This window comes from Flavobacterium chilense (assembly GCF_001602525.1).
Lineage (GTDB): Bacteria > Bacteroidota > Bacteroidia > Flavobacteriales > Flavobacteriaceae > Flavobacterium > Flavobacterium chilense.
Map to the genome: position 1 here is coordinate 91083 of NZ_LSYT01000007.1, position 22134 is coordinate 113216.

The 22134-nt window shown below is 34.2% G+C and carries 35 protein-coding genes; 34 read left to right on the top strand and 1 reads right to left on the bottom strand.

Annotated elements, in window-relative coordinates:
• Positions 1–30 precede the first annotated feature (30 nt).
• Positions 31–1746: a BamA/TamA family outer membrane protein gene (locus A4F88_RS16650; protein ID WP_068843785.1), complete on the bottom strand. Its 1716-nt coding sequence runs from the start codon at positions 1744–1746 to the stop codon at positions 31–33.
• 166 nt (positions 1747–1912) lie between these two features.
• Here A4F88_RS16650 and rpsL point away from each other — a divergent pair, with 166 nt between their 5' ends.
• The 34 genes from rpsL to eno all read left to right on the top strand — a co-directional run bounded on the left by rpsL (position 1913) and on the right by eno (position 22106).
• Positions 1913–2296: a 30S ribosomal protein S12 gene (gene rpsL / locus A4F88_RS16655; RefSeq protein ID WP_007136570.1), complete on the top strand. Its 384-nt coding sequence runs from the start codon at positions 1913–1915 to the stop codon at positions 2294–2296.
• 24 nt (positions 2297–2320) lie between these two features.
• The gene (rpsG, locus tag A4F88_RS16660; protein WP_017495022.1) at positions 2321–2797 is read left to right on the top strand and encodes a 30S ribosomal protein S7; all 477 of its coding nucleotides are present in this window, start codon (positions 2321–2323) and stop codon (positions 2795–2797) included.
• Between the two features lie 10 nt (positions 2798–2807).
• Positions 2808–4964, top strand: a complete 2157-nt coding sequence (fusA, locus tag A4F88_RS16665; protein WP_068843786.1) for an elongation factor G — start codon at positions 2808–2810, stop codon at positions 4962–4964.
• 11 nt (positions 4965–4975) lie between these two features.
• On the top strand, positions 4976–5281 hold the full coding sequence (rpsJ, locus tag A4F88_RS16670; RefSeq protein ID WP_007803605.1) for a 30S ribosomal protein S10: 306 nt from the start codon (positions 4976–4978) through the stop codon (positions 5279–5281).
• Positions 5282–5688: 407 nt separating this feature from the next.
• Positions 5689–6306, top strand: coding sequence for a 50S ribosomal protein L3 (gene rplC / locus A4F88_RS16675; RefSeq protein WP_057124294.1), 618 nt, complete (start codon positions 5689–5691; stop codon positions 6304–6306).
• A complete protein-coding gene (gene rplD / locus A4F88_RS16680) occupies positions 6306–6935 on the top strand; it encodes a 50S ribosomal protein L4 (protein ID WP_068843787.1) in 630 nt (209 codons plus the stop codon). The genes rplC and rplD overlap by 1 nt, the downstream gene beginning before the upstream one ends.
• 8 nt (positions 6936–6943) lie before the next feature.
• Positions 6944–7234 (top strand): 50S ribosomal protein L23, encoded by a 291-nt coding sequence (gene rplW, locus A4F88_RS16685; protein ID WP_012022489.1) that lies wholly within the window; start codon positions 6944–6946, stop codon positions 7232–7234.
• A gap of 9 nt (positions 7235–7243) precedes the next feature.
• Entirely contained in the window at positions 7244–8068 is an 825-nt protein-coding gene (gene rplB, locus A4F88_RS16690) for a 50S ribosomal protein L2 (RefSeq protein WP_035650459.1), read from the top strand.
• Positions 8069–8074: 6 nt separating this feature from the next.
• Positions 8075–8353, top strand: a complete 279-nt coding sequence (gene rpsS, locus A4F88_RS16695; RefSeq protein ID WP_008464288.1) for a 30S ribosomal protein S19 — start codon at positions 8075–8077, stop codon at positions 8351–8353.
• Positions 8354–8359: 6 nt separating this feature from the next.
• Complete coding sequence (rplV, locus tag A4F88_RS16700) at positions 8360–8773, top strand: 50S ribosomal protein L22 (RefSeq protein WP_007803631.1); 414 nt, start codon at positions 8360–8362, stop codon at positions 8771–8773.
• A 5-nt stretch (positions 8774–8778) separates the two neighbouring features.
• Positions 8779–9540: a 30S ribosomal protein S3 gene (gene rpsC, locus A4F88_RS16705; RefSeq protein ID WP_007803635.1), complete on the top strand. Its 762-nt coding sequence runs from the start codon at positions 8779–8781 to the stop codon at positions 9538–9540.
• A gap of 19 nt (positions 9541–9559) precedes the next feature.
• Positions 9560–9985: a 50S ribosomal protein L16 gene (gene rplP / locus A4F88_RS16710; RefSeq protein WP_017495016.1), complete on the top strand. Its 426-nt coding sequence runs from the start codon at positions 9560–9562 to the stop codon at positions 9983–9985.
• Positions 9986–9997: 12 nt separating this feature from the next.
• On the top strand, positions 9998–10189 hold the full coding sequence (gene rpmC / locus A4F88_RS16715; RefSeq protein ID WP_008464297.1) for a 50S ribosomal protein L29: 192 nt from the start codon (positions 9998–10000) through the stop codon (positions 10187–10189).
• A 17-nt stretch (positions 10190–10206) separates the two neighbouring features.
• Complete coding sequence (rpsQ, locus tag A4F88_RS16720; RefSeq protein WP_007803646.1) at positions 10207–10467, top strand: 30S ribosomal protein S17; 261 nt, start codon at positions 10207–10209, stop codon at positions 10465–10467.
• Positions 10468–10469: 2 nt separating this feature from the next.
• Positions 10470–10838 carry a 50S ribosomal protein L14 gene (gene rplN / locus A4F88_RS16725; protein ID WP_007803649.1) on the top strand — a complete coding sequence of 123 codons (369 nt, stop codon included), beginning with the start codon at positions 10470–10472 and terminating at the stop codon, positions 10836–10838.
• An 11-nt stretch (positions 10839–10849) separates the two neighbouring features.
• On the top strand, positions 10850–11164 hold the full coding sequence (rplX, locus tag A4F88_RS16730; RefSeq protein ID WP_008464300.1) for a 50S ribosomal protein L24: 315 nt from the start codon (positions 10850–10852) through the stop codon (positions 11162–11164).
• A gap of 2 nt (positions 11165–11166) precedes the next feature.
• Positions 11167–11718, top strand: a complete 552-nt coding sequence (rplE, locus tag A4F88_RS16735) for a 50S ribosomal protein L5 (RefSeq protein ID WP_017495015.1) — start codon at positions 11167–11169, stop codon at positions 11716–11718.
• A gap of 3 nt (positions 11719–11721) precedes the next feature.
• Positions 11722–11991, top strand: a complete 270-nt coding sequence (gene rpsN, locus A4F88_RS16740) for a 30S ribosomal protein S14 (protein WP_031456037.1) — start codon at positions 11722–11724, stop codon at positions 11989–11991.
• Between the two features lie 104 nt (positions 11992–12095).
• On the top strand, positions 12096–12494 hold the full coding sequence (gene rpsH, locus A4F88_RS16745; protein WP_029272051.1) for a 30S ribosomal protein S8: 399 nt from the start codon (positions 12096–12098) through the stop codon (positions 12492–12494).
• Positions 12495–12512: 18 nt separating this feature from the next.
• Entirely contained in the window at positions 12513–13055 is a 543-nt protein-coding gene (rplF, locus tag A4F88_RS16750; protein ID WP_068843788.1) for a 50S ribosomal protein L6, read from the top strand.
• A gap of 11 nt (positions 13056–13066) precedes the next feature.
• The gene (gene rplR, locus A4F88_RS16755; protein ID WP_068843789.1) at positions 13067–13417 is read left to right on the top strand and encodes a 50S ribosomal protein L18; all 351 of its coding nucleotides are present in this window, start codon (positions 13067–13069) and stop codon (positions 13415–13417) included.
• A gap of 3 nt (positions 13418–13420) precedes the next feature.
• Entirely contained in the window at positions 13421–13945 is a 525-nt protein-coding gene (rpsE, locus tag A4F88_RS16760) for a 30S ribosomal protein S5 (RefSeq protein WP_085950926.1), read from the top strand.
• Positions 13946–13957: 12 nt separating this feature from the next.
• Positions 13958–14140 carry a 50S ribosomal protein L30 gene (gene rpmD / locus A4F88_RS16765; RefSeq protein ID WP_017495010.1) on the top strand — a complete coding sequence of 61 codons (183 nt, stop codon included), beginning with the start codon at positions 13958–13960 and terminating at the stop codon, positions 14138–14140.
• An 11-nt stretch (positions 14141–14151) separates the two neighbouring features.
• The gene (gene rplO, locus A4F88_RS16770; RefSeq protein WP_017495009.1) at positions 14152–14604 is read left to right on the top strand and encodes a 50S ribosomal protein L15; all 453 of its coding nucleotides are present in this window, start codon (positions 14152–14154) and stop codon (positions 14602–14604) included.
• A gap of 13 nt (positions 14605–14617) precedes the next feature.
• Positions 14618–15964: a preprotein translocase subunit SecY gene (gene secY, locus A4F88_RS16775; protein ID WP_068843790.1), complete on the top strand. Its 1347-nt coding sequence runs from the start codon at positions 14618–14620 to the stop codon at positions 15962–15964.
• A gap of 7 nt (positions 15965–15971) precedes the next feature.
• Positions 15972–16187 carry a translation initiation factor IF-1 gene (gene infA, locus A4F88_RS16780; protein ID WP_007136545.1) on the top strand — a complete coding sequence of 72 codons (216 nt, stop codon included), beginning with the start codon at positions 15972–15974 and terminating at the stop codon, positions 16185–16187.
• Positions 16188–16199: 12 nt separating this feature from the next.
• Entirely contained in the window at positions 16200–16316 is a 117-nt protein-coding gene (gene ykgO, locus A4F88_RS25210; RefSeq protein WP_002987490.1) for a type B 50S ribosomal protein L36, read from the top strand.
• Positions 16317–16318: 2 nt separating this feature from the next.
• On the top strand, positions 16319–16693 hold the full coding sequence (gene rpsM, locus A4F88_RS16785; RefSeq protein ID WP_007803675.1) for a 30S ribosomal protein S13: 375 nt from the start codon (positions 16319–16321) through the stop codon (positions 16691–16693).
• A gap of 8 nt (positions 16694–16701) precedes the next feature.
• Positions 16702–17085: a 30S ribosomal protein S11 gene (gene rpsK, locus A4F88_RS16790; protein ID WP_007803677.1), complete on the top strand. Its 384-nt coding sequence runs from the start codon at positions 16702–16704 to the stop codon at positions 17083–17085.
• 90 nt (positions 17086–17175) lie between these two features.
• The gene (rpsD, locus tag A4F88_RS16795) at positions 17176–17781 is read left to right on the top strand and encodes a 30S ribosomal protein S4 (protein ID WP_029272055.1); all 606 of its coding nucleotides are present in this window, start codon (positions 17176–17178) and stop codon (positions 17779–17781) included.
• 21 nt (positions 17782–17802) lie between these two features.
• Complete coding sequence (locus A4F88_RS16800; protein ID WP_026109818.1) at positions 17803–18795, top strand: DNA-directed RNA polymerase subunit alpha; 993 nt, start codon at positions 17803–17805, stop codon at positions 18793–18795.
• 62 nt (positions 18796–18857) lie between these two features.
• Entirely contained in the window at positions 18858–19349 is a 492-nt protein-coding gene (rplQ, locus tag A4F88_RS16805) for a 50S ribosomal protein L17 (protein WP_068843791.1), read from the top strand.
• Between the two features lie 243 nt (positions 19350–19592).
• Positions 19593–20711 carry a glutamine-hydrolyzing carbamoyl-phosphate synthase small subunit gene (carA, locus tag A4F88_RS16810; RefSeq protein ID WP_068843792.1) on the top strand — a complete coding sequence of 373 codons (1119 nt, stop codon included), beginning with the start codon at positions 19593–19595 and terminating at the stop codon, positions 20709–20711.
• Between the two features lie 102 nt (positions 20712–20813).
• Entirely contained in the window at positions 20814–22106 is a 1293-nt protein-coding gene (gene eno / locus A4F88_RS16815; protein WP_068843793.1) for a phosphopyruvate hydratase, read from the top strand.
• Positions 22107–22134: the final 28 nt, after the last annotated feature.

Consider the following 22134-nt stretch of genomic DNA (forward strand, 5'->3'; position numbering starts at 1 on the left):
AATCTTATGTTAATGAATTTTAGATTTAAGTTAAAATTTAACATTATAACAGATATTTAGAATACTGTTATAAAATTTTATTTCGGATTTATTTATGCTGCCATTTGCGATAATTATTCGCAGAAGCCCATTGTTTGTTAGTAGTCCGAGTCCTACGCCTGCAGAAATTAAGTTGTTGAATTTTCTATTATTTTCTAAAGATGTCTGATCTTGATAAAATCCATAATCTATTATGCTATGGAGGTATAAATTTTTAGTAGTTAAATATCTGTATTCTGTCATAAGAATGTTAATATTGTTTCCTTGCAAACTATTTTCAGTAAAGCCTCTAATTGAATTTAATCCGCCAAAACGAAATAATTCATTCGAAATGTAATTTTTACTTTTTAAATATAGATTTTGTGAGTTGATGTAGATGAAGTTCTTTTTGTTCAATTCAAAATTGTATGAAAAATTTAAATTCATATATATCTGTTTGCTTGACTCAGCAGTGTTGGGATTATTATTAGTGTTTCTTTTTCCGTAGCCAATAATTAAATTGAGATAAGTTTTCTTTGGGAAAAGATTGTTAATAGGATCTAATATTTTGTATTCAATATTAGATGTAATATATGAGTTTTTGTAATCGCTAATAGTTGAATTATTGGTGTTTTGTATATCGCTAGATTCTGTTGATTGATATCCTAGGTATATTTTAGAATTATAGTTTAGATAATATCCTAAATCTATTGATGTTTTAGTATTTTGAAAAGTGCTGTCTTGTTTGAATATGTTTAATTGGGCTTTAACTCCTAAAGAAGATTGGAAAATGTATGGAATTTCGATTCTGGTATTAAAAGTTTTTTGTTGGTTTCCATCGCTTTTCCAATACAATGAGAATTGTTCACCAGCATGCAAAGTATTTAAAAGAGAGATGTCAAGGTATCCGTTAAGTGTTGTTTTTTTGTTTTCGCTATTAGAAAAACCAATATATCCGTCAAAAGTATTTGCTTTTCTTTTTTCAATATAGGTGTATATTTTTGTAGAATCGTTTGTGAATAATATCTCCGGATATTTTGTTTGAGTTACAAATTCAAAAGAATTTATATCATTATATAATTGTTTTATAACTTCTTGATTAAAAGTCTTTTTTAGGTATTTTTTGTTTAGTTGTTTTAGGTGGCCTTTTGGGAAAAAATCTTTTTTCTGATCATTTGTTTGATTCAGGACAATGGAATTAATAGTGCGTTTTTTTTCAGATTTCAGATTTAGATCTGCATAAATTATTAGATTCTTTCGATGGATATTTTCAAGTTTTAACTTGCTTAGAGCGAAACCTGCTTTTTCTGCGTCTGCTATTTTTTGATTTAAAAAAACTTCTATTTCTTGATATGGAATAACTATGGTATCGTTTTTAACTTTTGAAGGAAAAAAAAAGTCTGAATTTGTTCCTATATATATATGAATGCTTTTTATTTTGCTTTTTAATTCTATTGTTGAAATAAAAGTGCTGTCATTTATTTTTTGAGTTTCGTATATTTTGTTATCCAGATAGCCTCTTTTTGATAATTTTTCTGAAGTGCTTTTTACTTCATCAAATAATGATTTTATGTTGGAGTGATTGTTTGAATAATTCAGGGAATCAATAATTTGGCTTTCAGATTGATTTGATCCATTTATTTTTAAATGAAAATTTTGCGCATAACAGGAAAGGCTTATGCAAAAAAAGAAGAGATGTAAAAAAGCTTTCAATGGTAATTGTTTCATTTATTAAAAGTATTGCAAATATCAATTGTTTATATGTAAAAACATAAGCTTAAATAATGTTGTTGAAAATTAATGAATTAACGTTTGTATAGTGAAAAATATTTTATACATTTGCAACCCCGTAAAAAGCGGGAATTTAATATCATATTAATTTTTAGTATTAATTATGCCAACAATTCAACAATTAGTAAGAACAGGAAGAACTCAGATAACTAAGAAGAGTAAATCGGTTGCTTTAGATTCTTGTCCTCAAAGAAGAGGGGTTTGTACGCGTGTTTACACTACTACACCAAAAAAACCAAACTCTGCAATGCGTAAAGTTGCGCGTGTGCGTTTGACAAATGGTAATGAAGTGAATGCTTACATCCCTGGAGAAGGACACAATTTACAAGAGCACTCGATAGTATTAGTTAGAGGCGGAAGGGTAAAAGATTTACCAGGTGTTAGATATCATATCGTTCGTGGAGCGCTTGACACGTCAGGTGTTGCAGGAAGAACGCAAAGAAGATCTAAATACGGTGCTAAACGCCCAAAAGAAGCAAAAAAGTAATTTAAAAACTTTTAAGAAAAAGACATGAGAAAAAGAGCGGCAAAGAAAAGACCACTTTTACCAGATCCAAGGTTTAACGACCAATTAGTAACGCGTTTTGTGAATAACTTAATGTGGGATGGTAAGAAATCTACAGCTTTTAAAGTATTTTATGATGCAATTGATATCATTGAATCTAAAAAGCAAAATGATGAGAAAACTTCATTAGAGATCTGGAAAGATGCTTTAACAAACGTTATGCCTCACGTAGAAGTACGTAGCCGTAGAGTTGGTGGAGCTACATTTCAAATCCCAATGCAAATTCGTCCAGACAGAAAAATTTCTATGGCAATGAAGTGGTTAATACTTTATTCAAGAAGAAGAAATGAAAAATCTATGGCACAACGTTTAGCGTCAGAATGTTTAGCTGCTGCTAAAGAAGAAGGTGCTGCGGTTAAGAAAAGAATGGATACTCACAAAATGGCAGAAGCTAACAAAGCATTCTCTCATTTTAGATTTTAATTCGTAAGAAATGGCTAGAGATTTAAAATATACAAGAAATATCGGAATTGCTGCTCACATTGATGCTGGTAAAACAACAACGACTGAGCGTATTCTTTTTTATACTGGAAAGTCACATAAAATTGGTGAGGTGCACGATGGTGCTGCAACAATGGACTGGATGGCTCAAGAGCAGGAAAGAGGTATTACAATTACTTCTGCTGCTACAACTTGTACTTGGAATTTTCCAACTGAACAAGGTAAAGCTATTCCAACATCGTTACCGTACCACTTTAATATTATTGATACTCCTGGGCACGTTGACTTTACTGTAGAGGTAAACCGTTCTTTACGTGTACTTGATGGTTTGGTTTTCTTATTTAGTGCTGTTGATGGTGTTGAGCCACAGTCAGAAACTAACTGGAGACTTGCTGATCAATATAGAGTTCCTCGTATGGGATTCGTTAATAAAATGGACCGTCAAGGTGCTAACTTTTTAGGAGTATGCGGACAGGTTAAAGATATGTTGAAATCGAATGCGGTTGCAATTACTTTGCCTATTGGTGATGAAGCAGATTTTAAAGGTATTGTTGACTTAGTTAAAAATCAAGCTATTGTATGGCATGATGAAACTCAAGGAGCTACTTTTGATATCGTTGATATTCCTGCTGATATGGTAGATGAAGTTAGACAATATCGTTCTATTCTTATCGAAGAGATTGCTACTTACGACGAGAATCTTTTGGATAAATACATGGAAGATGAAAACTCTATTACAGAGGAAGAAATCAACAATGCATTAAGAGCTGCTACTATTGATATGGCAATTATCCCAATGCTTGCTGGTTCATCTTTCAAAAACAAAGGTGTTCAATTTATGTTGGATGCAGTTTGTAAGTATTTACCATCTCCATTGGATAAAGAAGGTATCGAAGGAATTCACCCTGATGATGCTGATTTATTAGAAGAAGATCAAACTAAAATCTTGCGTAAGCCAGATGTTAAGGAGCCATTCGCTGCTTTAGCATTTAAAATTGCTACTGACCCATTCGTAGGTCGTTTAGCTTTCTTCCGTGCTTACTCTGGGCGTTTAGATGCTGGTTCTTATGTTTTAAATACTCGTTCTGGTAACAAAGAAAGAATTTCTCGTATTTACCAAATGCACGCTAATAAGCAAAATCCAATCGAATTTATTGAGGCTGGAGATATTGGTGCTGCTGTTGGATTTAAAGATATTAAAACAGGAGATACTCTTTGTGATGAAAAGAATCCAATTATCTTGGAATCTATGAAATTCCCAGATCCTGTAATTGGTATTGCTATTGAGCCGAAAACAAAAGCTGACGTTGATAAAATGGGTATGGCTTTAGCTAAATTAGCTGAAGAAGATCCAACATTTACAGTTAGAACTGATGAGGCTTCTGGTCAAACTATTATTTCAGGTATGGGTGAGCTTCACTTAGATATCTTAGTAGATCGTATGAAACGTGAGTTTAAAGTTGAAGTGAACCAAGGTGAGCCTCAAGTTGAGTATAAAGAAGCGTTTACAAGATCTGCAACACATAGAGAGACTTACAAGAAACAATCTGGAGGTCGTGGTAAATTCGGTGATATCGTATTTACAATTGAGCCTGCTGATGAAGTTGATGGTAAAGTTCCGGTTGGATTACAATTTATCAATGCTGTAAAAGGTGGTAACGTTCCTAAAGAATATATCCCTGCTGTTGAAAAAGGATTTAGAGAAGCTATGAAAACGGGTCCATTAGCAGGATATGCTGTGGATAGTTTAAAAGTAACTTTAACTGATGGATCTTTCCACCCTGTGGATTCTGATGCATTATCTTTTGAGTTGGCTGCAAGAATGGGTTATAAAGAATCTGGACGTGCTGCTGGAGCTGTTATTCTTGAGCCAATCATGAAAATCGAAGTTATTACTCCAGAAGAAAATATGGGTGATATCGTAGGTGACTTGAACCGTCGTAGAGGTCAGGTTAATGATATGGGTGACAGAAATGGAGCTAAAACTATCAAGGCTGATGTGCCTTTATCAGAAATGTTTGGTTATGTAACAACATTAAGAACATTGTCTTCTGGTAGAGCAACTTCAACAATGGAGTTTTCTCACTATGCAGAGACGCCTTCTAATATTTCAGAAGCGGTAATTAAAAAAGCAAAAGGTAACGCTTAATTCTTAAGAAAATGAGTCAAAAAATCAGAATAAAACTAAAATCTTACGATCACATGTTGGTAGATAAATCTGCTGAAAAGATCGTAAAAACAGTAAAAACTACTGGGGCAGTTGTAACAGGTCCAATTCCGTTGCCAACTCACAAAAAACTTTTCACTGTATTACGTTCTCCGCACGTTAACAAAAAAGCGAGAGAGCAATTTGAAGTAATGTCATACAAGAGATTGATTGATATTTATTCATCTTCATCTAAAACTATTGATGCTTTAATGAAGCTTGAATTGCCAAGTGGAGTAGAAGTAGAGATAAAAGTATAATTTTTTTATATTTTTTTATATAAAAAGCGAGACAGAAATGTCTCGCTTTTTTTTGTTTTAGAAGGGCGATTTGGATTTGCTTATTTTTTAAATGTTTCATGATTTTTAGGGTCTTTTAAATTTGTGCAAAGCCCTATGTTTTAAGGCGGTGCGAAAGTTTTTTGTTTGAATTTTATTAAGTAATTGTTAAGTCTGAATTGTCTAAAGATTAAAAAAAATATTTCAAATTTTGAGATATGTAAAGTTGTTTTTGGTGTCATTTTGGAGCTTGGATTTTGATTATGAGCGATTTAATTTTTGTAACTGTTTGGTATATTCAATTTTAATATCTACTTTTGCACTCCCTGTTTGAAAATTTCTGTTATTTTCAAATTGAAGGGAATTTTAGTAATCAATAATTAATATTTATGTCTGGGTTAATTGGTAAAAAAATCGGCATGACTAGTATTTTCGACGAAAACGGGAAAAATATTCCTTGTACAGTAATCGAAGCTGGGCCGTGTGTTGTTACCCAAGTCAGAACCAAAGGTGTTGACGGGTACGAAGCGTTGCAACTTGGTTTCGATGACAAAAACGAGAAACATTCTACTAAAGCGGCTTTAGGTCACTTTAAAAAAGCTGGAACTGTTGCTAAGAAAAAAGTCGTTGAATTCCAAGATTTTGCAACTGAACAAAAATTAGGAGATCTTATTGATGTTTCTATTTTTGAAGAAGGAGAATTTGTAGATGTACAAGGTGTGTCTAAAGGTAAAGGTTTTCAGGGTGTTGTTAAGCGTCACGGTTTTGGTGGGGTTGGACAAGCTACTCATGGTCAACATAACCGTTTAAGAGCGCCAGGTTCTGTGGGAGCTTCTTCTTATCCATCTAGAGTATTCAAAGGAATGCGTATGGCTGGAAGAATGGGAGGAGATAATGTAAAAGTTCAAAACCTTAGAGTTTTAAAAGTAGTTGCTGAAAAGAACCTGCTTGTTGTTAAAGGGTGTATTCCTGGGCACAAAAACTCTTATGTAATCATTCAGAAGTAATGGAAGTAAAAGTATTAGATTTCAACGGAAAAGATACTGGTAGAAAAGTTCAACTTTCTGATTCAGTATTCGCAATTGAACCAAACAATCACGCTGTATATCTTGATGTTAGGCAATATCTTGCTAATCAAAGACAAGGTACTCATAAAGCTAAAGAAAGGGCTGAAGTAACCGGAAGTACACGTAAGATTAAAAAACAAAAAGGAACTGGTACAGCTCGTGCGGGAAGTATTAAGAATCCATTGTTTAAAGGTGGTGGAACAATTTTCGGACCAAGACCAAGAAGTTATTCATTTAAATTGAATAAAGGATTGAAAAGATTGGCAAGAAAATCAGCTTTCTCGATCAAAGCAAAAGAGTCGAATATTATCGTTCTTGAAGACTTTAATTTTGAAGCGCCAAACACTAAAAATTTCATTAACGTTTTGAAAGCTTTAGGGTTAGAAAATAAAAAATCTCTATTTGTGTTGGGAGAGTCAAATAAAAATGTATATTTGTCGTCACGCAATTTGAAGGCTTCTAATGTCGTAACTAGCTCAGAATTAAGCACTTACGCTATTTTAAACACTAACAATTTAGTGCTTTTAGAAGGTTCTTTGGAGTTAATCGAAGAAAATTTAAGTAAATAAATAGGAGTATGAGTATCATAATTAGACCTATAGTAACAGAAAAAGTAACCAAAGAAAGTGAAGTTCTAAACCGCTTCGGATTCGTTGTTGACAAAAAAGCAAACAAAGTTCAGATTAAGAAAGCTGTTGAAGCTGCTTATGGAGTAACTATCGTTTCAGTTAACACAATGAATGTGAGACCAGATAGATCTACTAAATACACTAAAAGTGGTTTAATCAGTGGAAAGACAAATGCAATCAAAAAAGCAATTGTTCAAGTACAAGAAGGAGAAACAATTGATTTTTACAACAATATCTAAGATAGAAAAATGTCAGTAAGAAAATTAAAACCTATTACCCCAGGTCAGCGATTTAGAGTTGTGAATGGTTATGACGCCATTACAACTGATAAGCCGGAACGCTCTTTGATAGCGCCGATAAAAAACTCTGGAGGTAGAAATAGTCAAGGAAAGATGACCATGCGTTATACGGGTGGTGGTCACAAGCAGAGATATCGTATTATTGATTTCAAAAGAACTAAAGACGGAATTCCGGCTACAGTGAAATCAATCGAATACGATCCAAATCGTACTGCATTTATCGCTTTATTAGCTTATGCTGATGGAGAGAAAACTTATGTAATTGCTCAAAACGGATTGAAAGTTGGTCAGAAATTAGTTTCTGGTCCAGAATCTCAACCTGAAATTGGTAATACATTACCTTTAAGCAGAATTCCTCTTGGAACTGTTATATCTTGTATTGAGTTACGTCCAGGACAAGGAGCAGTTATTGCTCGTTCAGCTGGAACTTTTGCTCAGTTAATGGCAAGAGACGGGAAATATGCAACAATTAAAATGCCATCTGGTGAGACAAGATTGATCTTGTTAACTTGTTCGGCTACAATTGGAGCTGTTTCTAATTCTGATCACCAATTAGTTGTATCTGGAAAAGCAGGTAGAACAAGATGGTTAGGAAGAAGACCTAGAACTAGACCAGTAGCGATGAACCCAGTTGATCACCCTATGGGAGGTGGTGAAGGACGTTCTTCTGGAGGGCACCCACGTTCAAGAAACGGATTGCCAGCTAAAGGTTACAGAACTCGTTCTAAGAAAAACCCGAGTAACAAGTATATCGTAGAACGTAGAAAGAAATAATAAGATATGGCACGTTCATTAAAAAAAGGACCTTTCGTTCATTATAAATTAGACAAGAAAGTTCAGGAAAACGTAGAAAGTGGTAAAAATGCAGTTGTTAAGACTTGGTCTAGAGCTTCAATGATTACTCCAGATTTCGTTGGACAAACTATCGCAGTTCATAACGGTCGTCAATTTGTACCAGTTTACGTAACAGAAAACATGGTAGGTCACAAATTAGGAGAGTTTTCACCAACTAGATCTTTTAGAGGTCATGCTGGAGCAAAAAATAAAGGTAAAAAATAAGAAGCAATGGGAGTTCGTAAAAGAGAAACAGCAGATGCGAGAAAAGAGGCTAATAAGTCTATTGCTTTCGCAAAATTGAATAACTGCCCTACTTCACCTAGAAAAATGCGCTTAGTAGCGGACTTGGTAAGAGGTCAGAAGGTAGAAAGAGCACTTAACATTTTAAGATTCAGTTCTAAAGAAGCTTCAAGAAAATTAGAAAAACTATTATTATCTGCAATCAACAACTGGGAGCAAAAAAATAGTGAAGGTAATTTAGAAGAAGCTGGATTATTTGTTAAAGAGATCAGAGTAGATGGTGGAATGATGTTAAAAAGACTTCGTCCAGCTCCACAAGGTCGTGCACACAGAATCAGAAAACGTTCTAATCACGTAACAATCGTGCTTGGAGCTATCAATAACACACAAAGCAATTCTTAAGCAGCATGGGACAAAAGACAAATCCAATTGGAAATAGACTTGGTATCATCAGAGGATGGGACTCAAACTGGTATGGTGGAAATGATTACGGTGATAAATTAGCCGAAGATCACAAAATCAGAAAGTATATCCATGCTCGTTTATCAAAAGCTAGTGTATCAAAAGTAATCATCGAGAGAACTTTGAAGCTTGTAACCGTTACTATCACTACTGCTAGACCTGGTATCATTATCGGAAAAGGTGGACAAGAGGTAGACAAGTTAAAAGAAGAACTTAAGAAAGTTACTGACAAAGAGGTTCAAATCAACATCTTTGAAATCAAAAGACCTGAGTTAGATGCTTATCTTGTGGCGACAAGCATCGCTCGTCAAATCGAAAGCCGTATTTCTTACAGACGTGCAATCAAAATGGCTATTGCTGCTTCTATGCGTATGAACGCTGAAGGTATCAAGGTTTTGATTTCTGGTCGTTTGAATGGTGCTGAGATGGCGCGTTCAGAAGGTTTCAAAGAAGGTAGAATTCCTCTATCAACTTTCAGAGCTGATATTGACTATGCTTTGGCTGAAGCTCACACTACTTACGGTAGAATGGGTATCAAAGTATGGATCATGAAAGGTGAGGTTTACGGAAAGAGAGATCTTTCTCCACTTGCAGGAATGGATAAAAAACAATCTGGAACTGGTGGTGGTAAAGGTGGAGATTCTCCAAGAGGAGATAGAAAACCTTTTAATAAAGGTGGTAAACCAGACGCTCGTAAAAGAAAGTAAATTTTTAAACTAAAGAAAAATGTTACAGCCTAAAAGAACAAAATACCGTAAGGTACAAAAAGGTAAGATGAAAGGTAACTCTCAAAGAGGGCATGAACTTTCTAATGGAATGTTTGGTATTAAATCTGTACATGAAGATGGAATGTTCTTAACTTCTCGTCAAATCGAAGCTGCGCGTATCGCTGCAACTCGTTACATGAAGAGAGAGGGACAATTATGGATTAAAATATTTCCAGACAAACCTATCACTAAGAAACCTCTTGAAGTACGTATGGGTAAAGGTAAAGGAGCAGTTGAGTATTGGGCTGCTGTTGTTAAACCAGGAAGAATTATGTTTGAAGTTGGAGGAGTTCCGTTATCAGTTGCAAAAGAGGCTTTACGTCTTGCAGCTCAGAAACTTCCAGTAAAAACTAAATTCGTCGTTGCTAGAGATTTCGAAGCATAATTTATATTTATTATGAAACAATCAGAAATAAAAGATCTTTCTGCAGCGGAGTTGCAAGAAAAGCTTAGTCAAACTAAGAAAGTATATGCTGACCTAAAAATGGCTCACGCTATTTCTCCAATTGCTAACCCACTTCAAATTAGAAGCGTTAGAAGAACAGTTGCAAGATTGGCTACAGAGTTAACTAAAAGAGAGTTACAATAATTGTATTCTGCTGAAAGATGGAAGAAAAAAGAAATTTAAGAAAAGAAAGAATAGGTGTTGTTACTTCAAATAAAATGGATAAGTCTATTGTTATTGCTGAAGTAAGAAAAGTAAAACACCCATTATACGGTAAGTTCGTGTTGAAAACTAAGAAATATGTTGCACACGACGAAACAAACGACTGTAACATTGGAGATACTGTAAGAATTAGCGAAACGCGTCCTTTAAGTAAAACAAAATGTTGGAGATTAGTTGAAATCTTAGAAAGAGCTAAATAATTATGGTACAACAGGAATCAAGACTAAAAGTAGCAGATAACACGGGAGCAAAAGAAGTTTTAACTATCCGTGTTTTAGGAGGTACCAAAAGAAGGTATGCCTCTGTTGGTGACAAGATTGTAGTATCTATTAAAGATGCAACTCCAAACGGTAACGTGAAAAAAGGAGCTGTTTCAACTGCAGTTGTTGTACGTACCAAAAAAGAAGTGAGAAGAGCTGATGGTTCTTATATCCGTTTCGATGACAATGCATGTGTTCTTTTGAACGCTGCAGGTGAAATGAGAGGGACTCGTGTTTTTGGTCCGGTAGCAAGAGAACTTCGTGAAAAACAATTCATGAAAATTGTATCATTAGCACCAGAAGTGCTTTAATTCGTTTTAAGATGATAAAGCTAAAAATAAAATCAGGAGATATCGTAAGAGTTATTGCAGGTGACCATAAAGGTGCTGAAGGTAAGGTTCTACGTGTTTACCGTGAGAAAAATAAAGCGATAGTTGAAGGTGTTAACCTGGTTTCAAAACATACAAAACCAAGTGCTAAAAACCCTCAAGGTGGTATCGTTAAGAAAGAAGCTTCTATTCAAATTTCTAACATTGCACTAATTGATCCTAAAACTAAGGAAACAACTAGAGTAGGTATTAGAGTAGAAGGAGATAAGAAAGTAAGATTTTCAAAAAAATCTAATCAAGTACTATAGTAATGGCATATACACCTAGACTAAAAGAAGAATATAAGAGTAGAGTAATCTCTGCTCTTAAAGAAGAGTTCGGATATACAAACGTAATGCAAGTTCCTAAACTTGAAAAAATCGTTTTGAGCCGTGGAGTTGGTGCAGCTGTATCTGATAAAAAACTTATTGATTATGCAGTTGATGAGTTAACAAAGATCACTGGACAAAAAGCAGTATCTACAATTTCAAAGAAAGACGTAGCGTCATTCAAATTGAGAAAAGGGATGCCTATTGGAGCAAAAGTTACTTTACGTGGTGAGAGAATGTATGAGTTTTTAGATAGACTTATTACTTCTGCTTTACCACGCGTTAGAGATTTTAGTGGTATTAAAGCTACTGGTTTTGACGGAAGAGGTAACTACAATCTTGGAGTTTTGGAGCAAATCATTTTCCCTGAAATTGATATTGACAAAGTAAACAAAATCTCAGGAATGGATATTACATTTGTTACTACTGCAAAAACAGACAAGGAAGCAAAGTCATTATTGGCTGAATTAGGATTACCTTTTAAAAAGAATTAAGACATGGCTAAAGAATCAATGAAAGCCCGTGAGGTGAAAAGAGAGAAAACGGTAGCTAAGTACGCTGAAAAAAGAAAAGCTTTATTAGAAGCTGGAGATTATGAAGGCTTACAAAAATTACCTAAAAATGCTTCGCCAGTTCGTTTACACAACCGTTGTAAATTAACAGGTAGACCAAGAGGTTATATTCGTCAATTTGGTATTTCACGTGTAACTTTCCGTGAGATGGCTAATAATGGATTAATTCCTGGAGTAAAAAAGGCATCTTGGTAATCTCGCAATAAGTTATTACTTTTGCAAACCAAAAAATAATTTTAATTGATTAAAGGTTCGGGAGACGGGTGTCTCCCGAAAACCATAATCGCAATCAAATACATATGTATACAGATCCTATTGCAGATTATTTGACTAGAGTTCGTAACGCTGTGGCTGCAAACCACAAAGTTGTAGAAATTCCAGCTTCTAATCTTAAAAAAGAAATAACTAAGATCTTATTTGATCAAGGTTATATCTTGAGTTACAAATTTGAAACGAACACCGTTCAGGGTTCAATCAAAATTGCTTTAAAGTATGATAAAGATACTAAAGAGCCTGTAATTAAAGATATCCAAAGAATTAGTAAACCTGGTTTACGTAAATATGCAGGTGCTGCCAAATTACCAAGAATCCTTAACGGATTAGGAATTGCAATTGTTTCAACTTCAAAAGGTCTTATGACTGGAAAACAAGCGAAACAATTAAATGTAGGTGGTGAAGTAATTTGTTACGTATACTAATTTTAAAGACTAAATAAGATGTCAAGAATAGGTAAAAGCCCAATTGTAATCCCTGCTGGTGTAACTGTAGAAGTTAAAGACGGTATTATTACAGTAAAAGGAAAAAAAGGTCAATTAACTCAGGAGTTTTCGGACGTAACTGTAAAAGTTGAAGGCGATCAAGTATCTGTAGAAAGATCGTCTGATCATAAAGACCAAAGAGCAAAACACGGATTATACAGATCATTAATCAATAATATGATTATTGGAGTATCTGAAGGTTTTACTAAAGAACTAGAATTAGTTGGAGTTGGTTACAGAGCTTCAAACCAAGGTCAAAAATTAGATTTAGCTCTTGGATATTCTCACAATATTGTTTTAGAAATTGCTCCGGAAGTAGCTTTAGAAACAATATCTGAAAAAGGTAAGAACCCTATCGTAAAATTAACATCATTTGATAAACAACTTTTAGGTCAGGTTGCTGCGAAAATCAGAGGTTTCCGTAAGCCAGAGCCATACAAAGGAAAAGGTGTTAAATTTGTGGGTGAAGTATTAAGAAGAAAAGCAGGTAAATCAGCTTAAAAAATAAGATTATGTCATTAACAAAATCTGATAGAAGACAGAGAATTAGATTCAGAATTAGAAAATCGATTAGTGGTACTGCTGCTAACCCAAGACTATCTGTATTTAGAAGTAATAAAGAAATTTACGCTCAACTTATTGATGATGTAAATGGAGTTACTATATTAGCTGCATCTTCAAGAGAAAAAGAAATAGGAAAAGGTACTAACGTTGAAATCGCTGCTGCTGTTGGAAAATTAGTTGCAGAGAAAGCGTTAAAAGCTGGGATCGAAACCATCACTTTTGACAGAGGTGGATATTTATATCACGGTCGTATTAAATCATTAGCAGAAGGCGCAAGAGCGGCTGGACTTAAATTCTAATATATTATGTCTAAATACAAAAATGTAGAATTGGTAAAACCAAGTGGTCTTGAACTTAAAGATCGTCTGGTAAGTGTTAATCGTGTTACTAAAGTTACAAAAGGAGGTAGAGCTTTCGGTTTTTCTGCTATTGTAGTTGTAGGTGATGAAAATGGAGTAGTTGGTCACGGATTAGGAAAATCTAAAGACGTTTCTGAAGCAATTGCGAAAGCAGTAGAAGATGCTAAGAAAAATTTAGTAAAAATTCCTTTGAATGGTCAATCAGTTCCTCACGAACAAAAAGGTAAATTTGGTGGTGCACGTGTATTCTTAATTCCTGCTTCTCATGGTACAGGAGTTATTGCTGGTGGAGCTGTTCGTTCAGTTCTTGAATCAGTGGGTATTCACGATGTATTGTCAAAATCTCAAGGATCATCAAATCCTCATAACGTAGTGAAAGCAACTTTTGATGCTTTATTACAAATGAGAAGCGCTCACACTGTTGCAAAACAAAGAGGTGTTTCTTTAGAAAAAGTTTTTAAAGGTTAATTCAAGGAAATTATGGCTAAATTATTAGTAAAACAAGTAAGAAGCAAAATCAACTGCCCTCTTTCTCAAAAAAGAGGTTTGGAAGCTTTAGGTCTACGTAAAATGGGACAAGTTGTAGAGCATGATTCAAATCCTGCAATCCTTGGGATGATAAACAAAGTTAAACACTTAGTTTCTGTTGAAGAAGCTAAATAACAAATACTGTTATGAATTTAAGTAACTTACAACCAGCTGAAGGGTCAACGCACAATCAAAATAAAAGATTAGGTAGAGGAGAAGGTTCTGGAAAAGGTGGTACTTCTGCAAGAGGTCACAAAGGAGCAAAGTCTCGTTCTGGTTATTCTAAAAAGATTGGTTTTGAAGGAGGGCAAATGCCACTTCAAAGACGTGTGCCTAAGTTTGGTTTCACAAACATCAATCGTAAAGAATACGAAGGTGTTAATTTAGATACGCTTCAATTATTAGTAGACAATGGTGTGATTACTGATTCTGTTTCTATGACAGATTTCGTAGCAAATCGTCTGGCTACCAAAAATGAAATCGTTAAGATTTTAGGTAGAGGAGAGTTGAAAGCAAAATTAAAAGTAACTGCCCACAAATTTACTGCTACTGCAAAAGCTGCTATTGAAGCTGCTGGTGGAGAAGCTGTAACTATATAACTTATCTACTAAGATGAAGAAATTTATTGAATCAATAAGTAATGTTTGGAAAATCGAAGAACTGAAAAACAGAATCCTAATTACATTAGGATTACTTTTAGTATATCGTTTTGGTGCACACGTAACGCTACCTGGAATTGACGCAACTCAATTAACAGGTTTAGCGGGACAAACTAAAAATGGTCTGGGATCTATTCTGGACATGTTTACAGGGGGTGCTTTCTCTAAAGCTTCAGTTTTTGCTTTAGGTATTATGCCTTATATTTCTGCATCTATTGTTGTTCAGTTAATGGGAATTGCTATTCCTTATTTGCAAAAACTTCAAAACGATGGAGAGAGTGGTAGAAAAAAGATTAATCAAATCACTCGTTGGTTGACTATAGCTATTACACTGGTTCAAGGTCCAACTTATATCTATAATTTATACAGAACATTGCCTGGTAGTGCATTCTTACTAGGCTTTAATTCTCCTGAATTTTTGTTCTCGTCTGTTATTATCTTAGTTACAGGTACAATTTTTGCTATGTGGCTTGGAGAAAAAATTACAGATAAAGGTATTGGAAATGGAATTTCATTATTGATTATGGTTGGTATTTTAGCAAGATTACCTCAGGCATTTATGCAGGAGTTCTCTTCTAGAGTTACCAATAACAATGGTGGTCCAATGTTATTAGTTATTGAAATTATTGTGTGGTTATTGGTAATCATTTCTTGTGTATTGCTTACAATGGCAGTACGTAGAATCCCGGTTCAATACGCTCGTCGTACAACAACCGGAGACTATGAGCAAGATTTAGCAGGTGGTAATAGACAATGGATTCCTCTTAAGCTTAATGCTTCAGGAGTTATGCCAATCATTTTTGCTCAGGCAATTATGTTTATCCCTGCAGCTGTAGCTGGATTGTCTAAATCAGATACATCACAATCTATCGTTGGAGCGTTTAGTAATATGTTCGGATTTTGGTATAACTTTGTATTTGCAACTTTAATTATTGTATTTACATTTTTCTATACTGCGATCACTGTGCCTACTAACAAAATGGCCGATGATTTAAAAAGAAGCGGTGGTTTTATTCCTGGCGTTCGTCCGGGAGCTGAAACTTCAGATTTCTTAGATAAAGTGATGTCTTTAATAACTTTCCCAGGATCTTTATTCCTTGCTTTGATTGCTGTGTTCCCAGCCATTGTTGTAAGTATTATGGATGTACAACAATCTTGGGCAATGTTTTTTGGAGGTACCTCATTAATAATTATGGTTGGAGTTGCAATAGATACTATTCAACAAATCAATTCATACTTGTTAAACAAACATTATGATGGTTTAATGAAGACTGGTAAAAATAGAAAAGCGGTAGCTTAATATATTTATGGCAAAACAATCAGCAATAGAACAAGACGGATCAATCATTGAAGCATTGTCAAATGCGATGTTCCGTGTAGAGTTAGAAAATGGACATATTGTAATTGCTCATATTTCTGGTAAAATGCGTATGCATTACATCAAGTTATTACCTGGTGATAAAGTGAAACTGGAAATGAGTCCTTACGATTTGTCAAAAGCAAGAATTACTTATCGATATTAAAGGATATTCACTATGAAAGTTAGAGCATCAGTAAAAAAGAGAAGTGCCGAGTGCATTATCGTGCGTAGAAAAGGGAGATTGTACGTAATAAACAAAAAGAATCCTAGATTTAAACAAAGACAAGGATAATTATGGCAAGAATAGCAGGGGTAGATATCCCAAAAAATAAAAGAGGTGTTATAGCACTAACCTATATCTTTGGATTAGGAAGAAGTAGAGCTATTGAGATTTTAGAGAAAGCTCAAGTTAGCCAAGATAAAAAAGTTCAAGATTGGAATGATGACGAGATCGGAGCAATTCGTGATGCAGTTTCATTTTACAAAATTGAAGGAGAATTACGTTCTGAAGTTTCTTTGAACATCAAACGTTTAATGGATATTGGTTGTTACAGAGGTATCCGTCATAGATCTGGTCTTCCGTTAAGAGGACAAAGAACTAAAAACAACTCTAGAACAAGAAAAGGTAAAAGAAAAACTGTTGCTAACAAGAAAAAAGCAACTAAATAATAAGTAATATGGCTAAAGCAACTGCAAAAAAACGTAAAGTTATCGTTGAATCAACGGGTGAAGCTCATATTTCTGCCACTTTCAACAATATTATCATTTCTTTGACTAATAAGAAAGGTGAAGTTATTTCTTGGTCTTCAGCTGGTAAAATGGGTTTCAGAGGTTCTAAAAAGAATACTCCGTACGCAGCTCAAATGGCAGCAGAAGATTGTAGTAAAGTAGCACTTGAGGCAGGACTTAAAAAAGTAAAAGTTTATGTAAAAGGACCAGGGAACGGACGTGAGTCTGCTATCCGTTCTATTCATAACGGTGGAATTGAAGTTACTGAAATTATCGATGTTACTCCAATGCCTCACAACGGATGTCGTCCTCCTAAAAGACGTAGAGTTTAATACTCAAAAATTTATAGTATAACCTAGATTGAAAATAGATTATCGAAGGATATGACCTGAATTCATAATCTCAATCTTAAACAATTTAAAATGGCAAGATATACTGGTCCTAGCACAAGAATCGCTCGTAAATTTGGCGAGGCAATCTTCGGAGATGATAAATCTTTCGAAAAAAGAAATTACCCACCTGGTCAACACGGGATGGCTAAAAAAAGAGGAAAAAAATCTGAGTATGCTGTTCAGTTAATGGAAAAGCAAAAAGCTAAATATTCTTATGGAATTTTAGAAAAACAATTCAGAAATTTATTCGAAAAAGCATCAGCAACTAAAGGAGTAACTGGTGAGGTTTTATTACAATTATGTGAAGCAAGATTAGATAATGTTGTTTTTAGAATGGGAATTGCTCCATCTAGAAGAGGTGCTCGTCAAATAGTATCTCACAGACACATTACTGTTAATGGTGAAGTTGTAAATATTCCTTCTTACCACCTTAAGCCTGGTGATAAAGTTGCAGTTCGTGAAAAATCTAAATCTTTAGAAGCTATCGAACGTTCTTTATCAAATTCAAGTCATGTTTATGAATGGATTACATGGAACAATGATCTTAAAGAAGGAACTTTTGTTTCTGTACCTGCAAGACTTCAAATTCCAGAAAACATTAAAGAACAATTAATCGTAGAGTTGTACAACAAATAATAATTGACTTAGTCGAAATTTATGGCAATATTTAATTTTCAAAAGCCCGATAAAGTTATCATGATCGATTCAACCGATTTTGAAGGTAAATTTGAATTTAGACCTTTAGAACCTGGTTACGGATTGACAGTTGGTAATGCACTTAGAAGAGTTTTGCTTTCAGCATTAGAAGGTTATGCAATTACATCTGTTCGTATCGAAGGTGTAGATCATGAGTTTTCTACTATTTCAGGTGTTGTTGAAGATGTTACCGAAATTATCCTTAATCTTAAACAAGTGCGTTTCAAGCGTCAGATTGAAGATATCGATAATGAAGCAGTTACAATTTCTGTTTCTGGTAAAGATCAGTTAACAGCAGGTGATTTTCAAAAATTTATTTCAGGTTTTCAAGTTTTGAATCCAGACCTTGTTATCTGTAATTTAGATTCTAAAATCAAATTGAACTTCGATTTAACAATCGAAAAAGGTAGAGGATACGTTCCTGCTGAAGAGAACAAAAAACAGAATGCTGCAATTGGAACAATTTTTACAGATTCTATTTTTACTCCGGTAAAAAATGTAAAATATGCAATTGAAAACTTCCGTGTAGAGCAAAAAACAGATTACGAAAAATTAGTTTTTGAAATTAAAACTGATGGTTCTATTAATCCAAAAGATGCTCTTACTGAGGCTGCTAAAGTTTTAATTCACCATTTCATGTTGTTTTCTGACGAAAGAATTACACTTGAGGCTGACGAAATTGCACAAACAGAATCGTATGATGAAGAGTCATTGCATATGAGACAATTGCTTAAAACTAAGCTTGTTGATATGGATTTATCTGTGAGAGCATTAAATTGCTTGAAAGCGGCTGAAGTTGATACACTTGGTGATTTAGTATCGTTCAATAAAAATGACCTAATGAAATTCCGTAATTTTGGTAAAAAATCTTTAACTGAACTTGACGAACTTGTTGCAGTTAAAAATTTAACTTTCGGAATGGACTTAGCTAAATACAAATTAGATAAAGAATAATTTACTTCATATTTTGCTCTCCATAGTGGATTGTAGCAAGATGAAGATAAAAAAAACACGTCATGAGACACGGAAAAAAATTCAACCACTTAAGCAGACAGACTGGACATAGAAAAGCTATGTTGGCTAATATGGCTTGTTCTCTTATTGAGCACAAACGTATTAACACTACTGTTGCTAAGGCTAAAGCGCTTAAACAATTTGTTGAGCCTTTAATCACAAAATCAAAAGAAGATACTACTCACAATCGTCGTATCGTGTTTGCTTACTTACGTAGTAAATATGCTGTAACTGACTTGTTCAGAGATGTAGCTGCTAAAGTTGGTGACCGTCCAGGTGGATACACTCGTATCATTAAAGTTGGAAATCGTTTGGGAGATAATGCTGATATGGCAATGATCGAACTTGTAGATTTCAATGAACTTTACAATGGAGGTAAAAAAGAAGTTAAAAAAGCAAAAAGCCGTCGTGGTGGTAAAGCAAAAAAAGCTGAGGAGACTGCTCCTGAAGCTCCGGCTGCTGAATCAGAATCGACTACTGAAGCTTCTGAATAATTATGAAAGTAATGATTCTATAGAAATCAAGGATAAACTAATTTTTAGTTTATCCTTTTTTTTTGATTTTTTTAAAAGTAGTAGATTTTAACTTTTTTGAATGTTCTGGTTTTATTTTTGGCTATGAAATTTTTAAAAAATCTTGGAAGCACTCTTTTAAAGAAGTAAATTTGCAAAATATCTAATTACAAATAAAACAAGTTTAGCTGGTTTTATAATACGGTTAACAATACAAATTAAATAATGAAATACACAACACGACAAAGCGCCATTTTATTACTAAGTGATGGGACTATTTTTCATGGTAAATCTATCGGAATCAGTGGTAAAACTTTTGGTGAAGTTTGTTTTAATACAGGAATGACCGGTTATCAGGAAATTTTTACAGATCCTTCTTATTTTGGACAAATCATGGTTGCTACCAATGCGCATATTGGTAATTATGGTGTAAATGATTTAGAGATTGAATCTGATAGCATCAAGATTGCTGGTTTGGTTTGTAAAAATTTTAGTTTTAATTTCTCAAGAGAAGGTGCTTCAGGAAGTTTAGAAGATTATTTTGCTAAGCAAAATTTAGTATGCATTTCTGATGTAGATACAAGAGCTTTGGTTAGTTATATTCGTGATAATGGAGCAATGAATGCTGTAATTTGTACGGATGGAACTTCGATTGAGGACTTGAAGAAAGAATTGGCTAATGTGCCAAATATGGAAGGTTTAGAGTTAGCATCGAAAGTATCAACTACTGAACCTTATTTTTTTGGTGATGAAACTGCTACTTATAAAGTTTCGGCTCTGGATCTTGGAATAAAGAAGAATATTTTGAGAAACCTGGCAAAGAGAGATTGTTATATTAAAGTGTTTCCATACAATTCCTCATACGAAGATTTAGCATCATTCAATCCAGATGGATATTTCTTATCAAATGGACCTGGTGATCCTGATCCGCTTTTTGGAGCAATTGAAGTAGCGAAGAATATTCTTGCGGATGATAAGCCTTTATTTGGAATCTGTTTAGGACACCAGGTAATTGCTTTAGCAAATGGAGTTCAGACATATAAAATGTTTAACGGGCACAGAGGAATTAATCATCCTGTAAAAAATGTTATTACTGGTAAAGGAGAAATAACATCTCAAAATCATGGTTTTGCTGTAAATAAAGAACAATTGGACAATCATCCTGATCTGGAAATTACACATTTGCATTTGAATGACGGAACTGTTGCTGGTATGCGAATGAAAAACAAGAATTGTTTTTCTGTACAATATCACCCGGAAGCGAGTCCTGGTCCGCATGATTCATCTTATTTGTTTGATCAGTTTGTGGCAAATATCAAAGAAGCTACCGCTAAAACGATGTAGTTAATAAATAAAGGTGTTTAATGTTTAAAATACGTTTTAAGTATTAAATATTTTTCTAATTTCGAAAAAAAATATATAATTTATTAATAAAAAACAAAAATAATGAGTATTATAATTAAAGTTCACGCAAGACAAATTCTTGATTCTAGAGGTAATCCTACTATTGAAGTTGATGTAGTAACTGAAAATGGAGTTTTAGGTAGAGCTGCTGTTCCGTCTGGAGCATCAACTGGAGAGCACGAAGCTGTTGAATTACGTGATGGAGGTAAAGCTTATCTTGGAAAAGGAGTTTTGAACGCAGTGAATAATGTAAATACTGTTATTGCTGAAGAACTAGTTGGAACTTCTGTTTTTGAACAAAATACTATTGATCAATTAATGATCGATTTAGATGGAACTCCAAATAAATCTAAATTAGGAGCTAATGCTATTTTAGGAGTTTCTTTGGCTGCTGCAAAAGCTGCTGCAAACGAACTTGGATTGCCTTTGTACAGATATGTAGGTGGAGTTTCTGCTAATACGCTACCTGTGCCAATGATGAATATCATCAACGGTGGTTCTCACTCTGATGCGCCTATTGCATTCCAGGAATTTATGATTTTCCCTGTAAAAGCAACTTCTTTTACACATGCTATGCAAATGGGAACTGAAATCTTTCACAGCCTGAAAAAAGTTTTACATGACAGAGGCTTAAGTACTGCTGTAGGTGATGAAGGAGGCTTTGCTCCAAATTTAGCCGGAGGTACGGAAGATGCTTTGGATACTATCAAACTTGCGGTTGAAAAAGCAGGATATACTTTCGGTGACGAAATTATGATCGCTCTTGACTGTGCTGCTTCAGAATTTTATGTAAACGGTAAATACGATTATACTAAATTTGAAGGTGAAACTGGAAAAATCAGAACATCTGAAGAGCAAGCTGATTATTTAGCTGAACTTGCTGCTAAATATCCAATTATTTCTATCGAAGATGGTATGTATGAAGATGATTGGGATGGATGGAAATATTTGACTGATAAAATTGGTAATAAAGTGCAATTAGTAGGAGATGATTTATTCGTTACGAATGTTGCTCGTTTATCTACTGGAATTGAAAAAGGAATTGCTAATTCAATTTTAGTAAAAGTAAATCAAATTGGTACCTTAACAGAAACTATTGCAGCTGTAAATATGGCTAAAAATGCTGGGTATACTTCAGTTATGTCTCACCGTTCCGGAGAAACAGAAGATAATACAATTGCAGACTTAGCCGTTGCTTTAAACTGTGGACAAATTAAAACAGGTTCTGCTTCACGTTCTGATCGTATGGCAAAATACAATCAGTTATTAAGAATTGAAGAAGAGTTAGGAAGTACTGCTTATTTCCCAGGATTAAACGCTTTCAAAATAAAATAATTGTAAGAGTTATATATCGATTTTAAAC

What these genes read in the sequence shown, in the direction of transcription:
- A4F88_RS16650 (WP_068843785.1), bottom strand. Translation starts at nt 1,746, where the DNA reads ATGAAACAATTACCATTGAAAGCTTTTTTACATCTCTTCTTTTTTTGC.
- rpsL (WP_007136570.1), top strand. Translation starts at nt 1,913, where the DNA reads ATGCCAACAATTCAACAATTAGTAAGAACAGGAAGAACTCAGATAACT.
- rpsG (WP_017495022.1), top strand. Translation starts at nt 2,321, where the DNA reads ATGAGAAAAAGAGCGGCAAAGAAAAGACCACTTTTACCAGATCCAAGG.
- fusA (WP_068843786.1), top strand. Translation starts at nt 2,808, where the DNA reads ATGGCTAGAGATTTAAAATATACAAGAAATATCGGAATTGCTGCTCAC.
- rpsJ (WP_007803605.1), top strand. Translation starts at nt 4,976, where the DNA reads ATGAGTCAAAAAATCAGAATAAAACTAAAATCTTACGATCACATGTTG.
- rplC (WP_057124294.1), top strand. Translation starts at nt 5,689, where the DNA reads ATGTCTGGGTTAATTGGTAAAAAAATCGGCATGACTAGTATTTTCGAC.
- rplD (WP_068843787.1), top strand. Translation starts at nt 6,306, where the DNA reads ATGGAAGTAAAAGTATTAGATTTCAACGGAAAAGATACTGGTAGAAAA.
- rplW (WP_012022489.1), top strand. Translation starts at nt 6,944, where the DNA reads ATGAGTATCATAATTAGACCTATAGTAACAGAAAAAGTAACCAAAGAA.
- rplB (WP_035650459.1), top strand. Translation starts at nt 7,244, where the DNA reads ATGTCAGTAAGAAAATTAAAACCTATTACCCCAGGTCAGCGATTTAGA.
- rpsS (WP_008464288.1), top strand. Translation starts at nt 8,075, where the DNA reads ATGGCACGTTCATTAAAAAAAGGACCTTTCGTTCATTATAAATTAGAC.
- rplV (WP_007803631.1), top strand. Translation starts at nt 8,360, where the DNA reads ATGGGAGTTCGTAAAAGAGAAACAGCAGATGCGAGAAAAGAGGCTAAT.
- rpsC (WP_007803635.1), top strand. Translation starts at nt 8,779, where the DNA reads ATGGGACAAAAGACAAATCCAATTGGAAATAGACTTGGTATCATCAGA.
- rplP (WP_017495016.1), top strand. Translation starts at nt 9,560, where the DNA reads ATGTTACAGCCTAAAAGAACAAAATACCGTAAGGTACAAAAAGGTAAG.
- rpmC (WP_008464297.1), top strand. Translation starts at nt 9,998, where the DNA reads ATGAAACAATCAGAAATAAAAGATCTTTCTGCAGCGGAGTTGCAAGAA.
- rpsQ (WP_007803646.1), top strand. Translation starts at nt 10,207, where the DNA reads ATGGAAGAAAAAAGAAATTTAAGAAAAGAAAGAATAGGTGTTGTTACT.
- rplN (WP_007803649.1), top strand. Translation starts at nt 10,470, where the DNA reads ATGGTACAACAGGAATCAAGACTAAAAGTAGCAGATAACACGGGAGCA.
- rplX (WP_008464300.1), top strand. Translation starts at nt 10,850, where the DNA reads ATGATAAAGCTAAAAATAAAATCAGGAGATATCGTAAGAGTTATTGCA.
- rplE (WP_017495015.1), top strand. Translation starts at nt 11,167, where the DNA reads ATGGCATATACACCTAGACTAAAAGAAGAATATAAGAGTAGAGTAATC.
- rpsN (WP_031456037.1), top strand. Translation starts at nt 11,722, where the DNA reads ATGGCTAAAGAATCAATGAAAGCCCGTGAGGTGAAAAGAGAGAAAACG.
- rpsH (WP_029272051.1), top strand. Translation starts at nt 12,096, where the DNA reads ATGTATACAGATCCTATTGCAGATTATTTGACTAGAGTTCGTAACGCT.
- rplF (WP_068843788.1), top strand. Translation starts at nt 12,513, where the DNA reads ATGTCAAGAATAGGTAAAAGCCCAATTGTAATCCCTGCTGGTGTAACT.
- rplR (WP_068843789.1), top strand. Translation starts at nt 13,067, where the DNA reads ATGTCATTAACAAAATCTGATAGAAGACAGAGAATTAGATTCAGAATT.
- rpmD (WP_017495010.1), top strand. Translation starts at nt 13,958, where the DNA reads ATGGCTAAATTATTAGTAAAACAAGTAAGAAGCAAAATCAACTGCCCT.
- rplO (WP_017495009.1), top strand. Translation starts at nt 14,152, where the DNA reads ATGAATTTAAGTAACTTACAACCAGCTGAAGGGTCAACGCACAATCAA.
- secY (WP_068843790.1), top strand. Translation starts at nt 14,618, where the DNA reads ATGAAGAAATTTATTGAATCAATAAGTAATGTTTGGAAAATCGAAGAA.
- infA (WP_007136545.1), top strand. Translation starts at nt 15,972, where the DNA reads ATGGCAAAACAATCAGCAATAGAACAAGACGGATCAATCATTGAAGCA.
- ykgO (WP_002987490.1), top strand. Translation starts at nt 16,200, where the DNA reads ATGAAAGTTAGAGCATCAGTAAAAAAGAGAAGTGCCGAGTGCATTATC.
- rpsM (WP_007803675.1), top strand. Translation starts at nt 16,319, where the DNA reads ATGGCAAGAATAGCAGGGGTAGATATCCCAAAAAATAAAAGAGGTGTT.
- rpsK (WP_007803677.1), top strand. Translation starts at nt 16,702, where the DNA reads ATGGCTAAAGCAACTGCAAAAAAACGTAAAGTTATCGTTGAATCAACG.
- rpsD (WP_029272055.1), top strand. Translation starts at nt 17,176, where the DNA reads ATGGCAAGATATACTGGTCCTAGCACAAGAATCGCTCGTAAATTTGGC.
- A4F88_RS16800 (WP_026109818.1), top strand. Translation starts at nt 17,803, where the DNA reads ATGGCAATATTTAATTTTCAAAAGCCCGATAAAGTTATCATGATCGAT.
- rplQ (WP_068843791.1), top strand. Translation starts at nt 18,858, where the DNA reads ATGAGACACGGAAAAAAATTCAACCACTTAAGCAGACAGACTGGACAT.
- carA (WP_068843792.1), top strand. Translation starts at nt 19,593, where the DNA reads ATGAAATACACAACACGACAAAGCGCCATTTTATTACTAAGTGATGGG.
- eno (WP_068843793.1), top strand. Translation starts at nt 20,814, where the DNA reads ATGAGTATTATAATTAAAGTTCACGCAAGACAAATTCTTGATTCTAGA.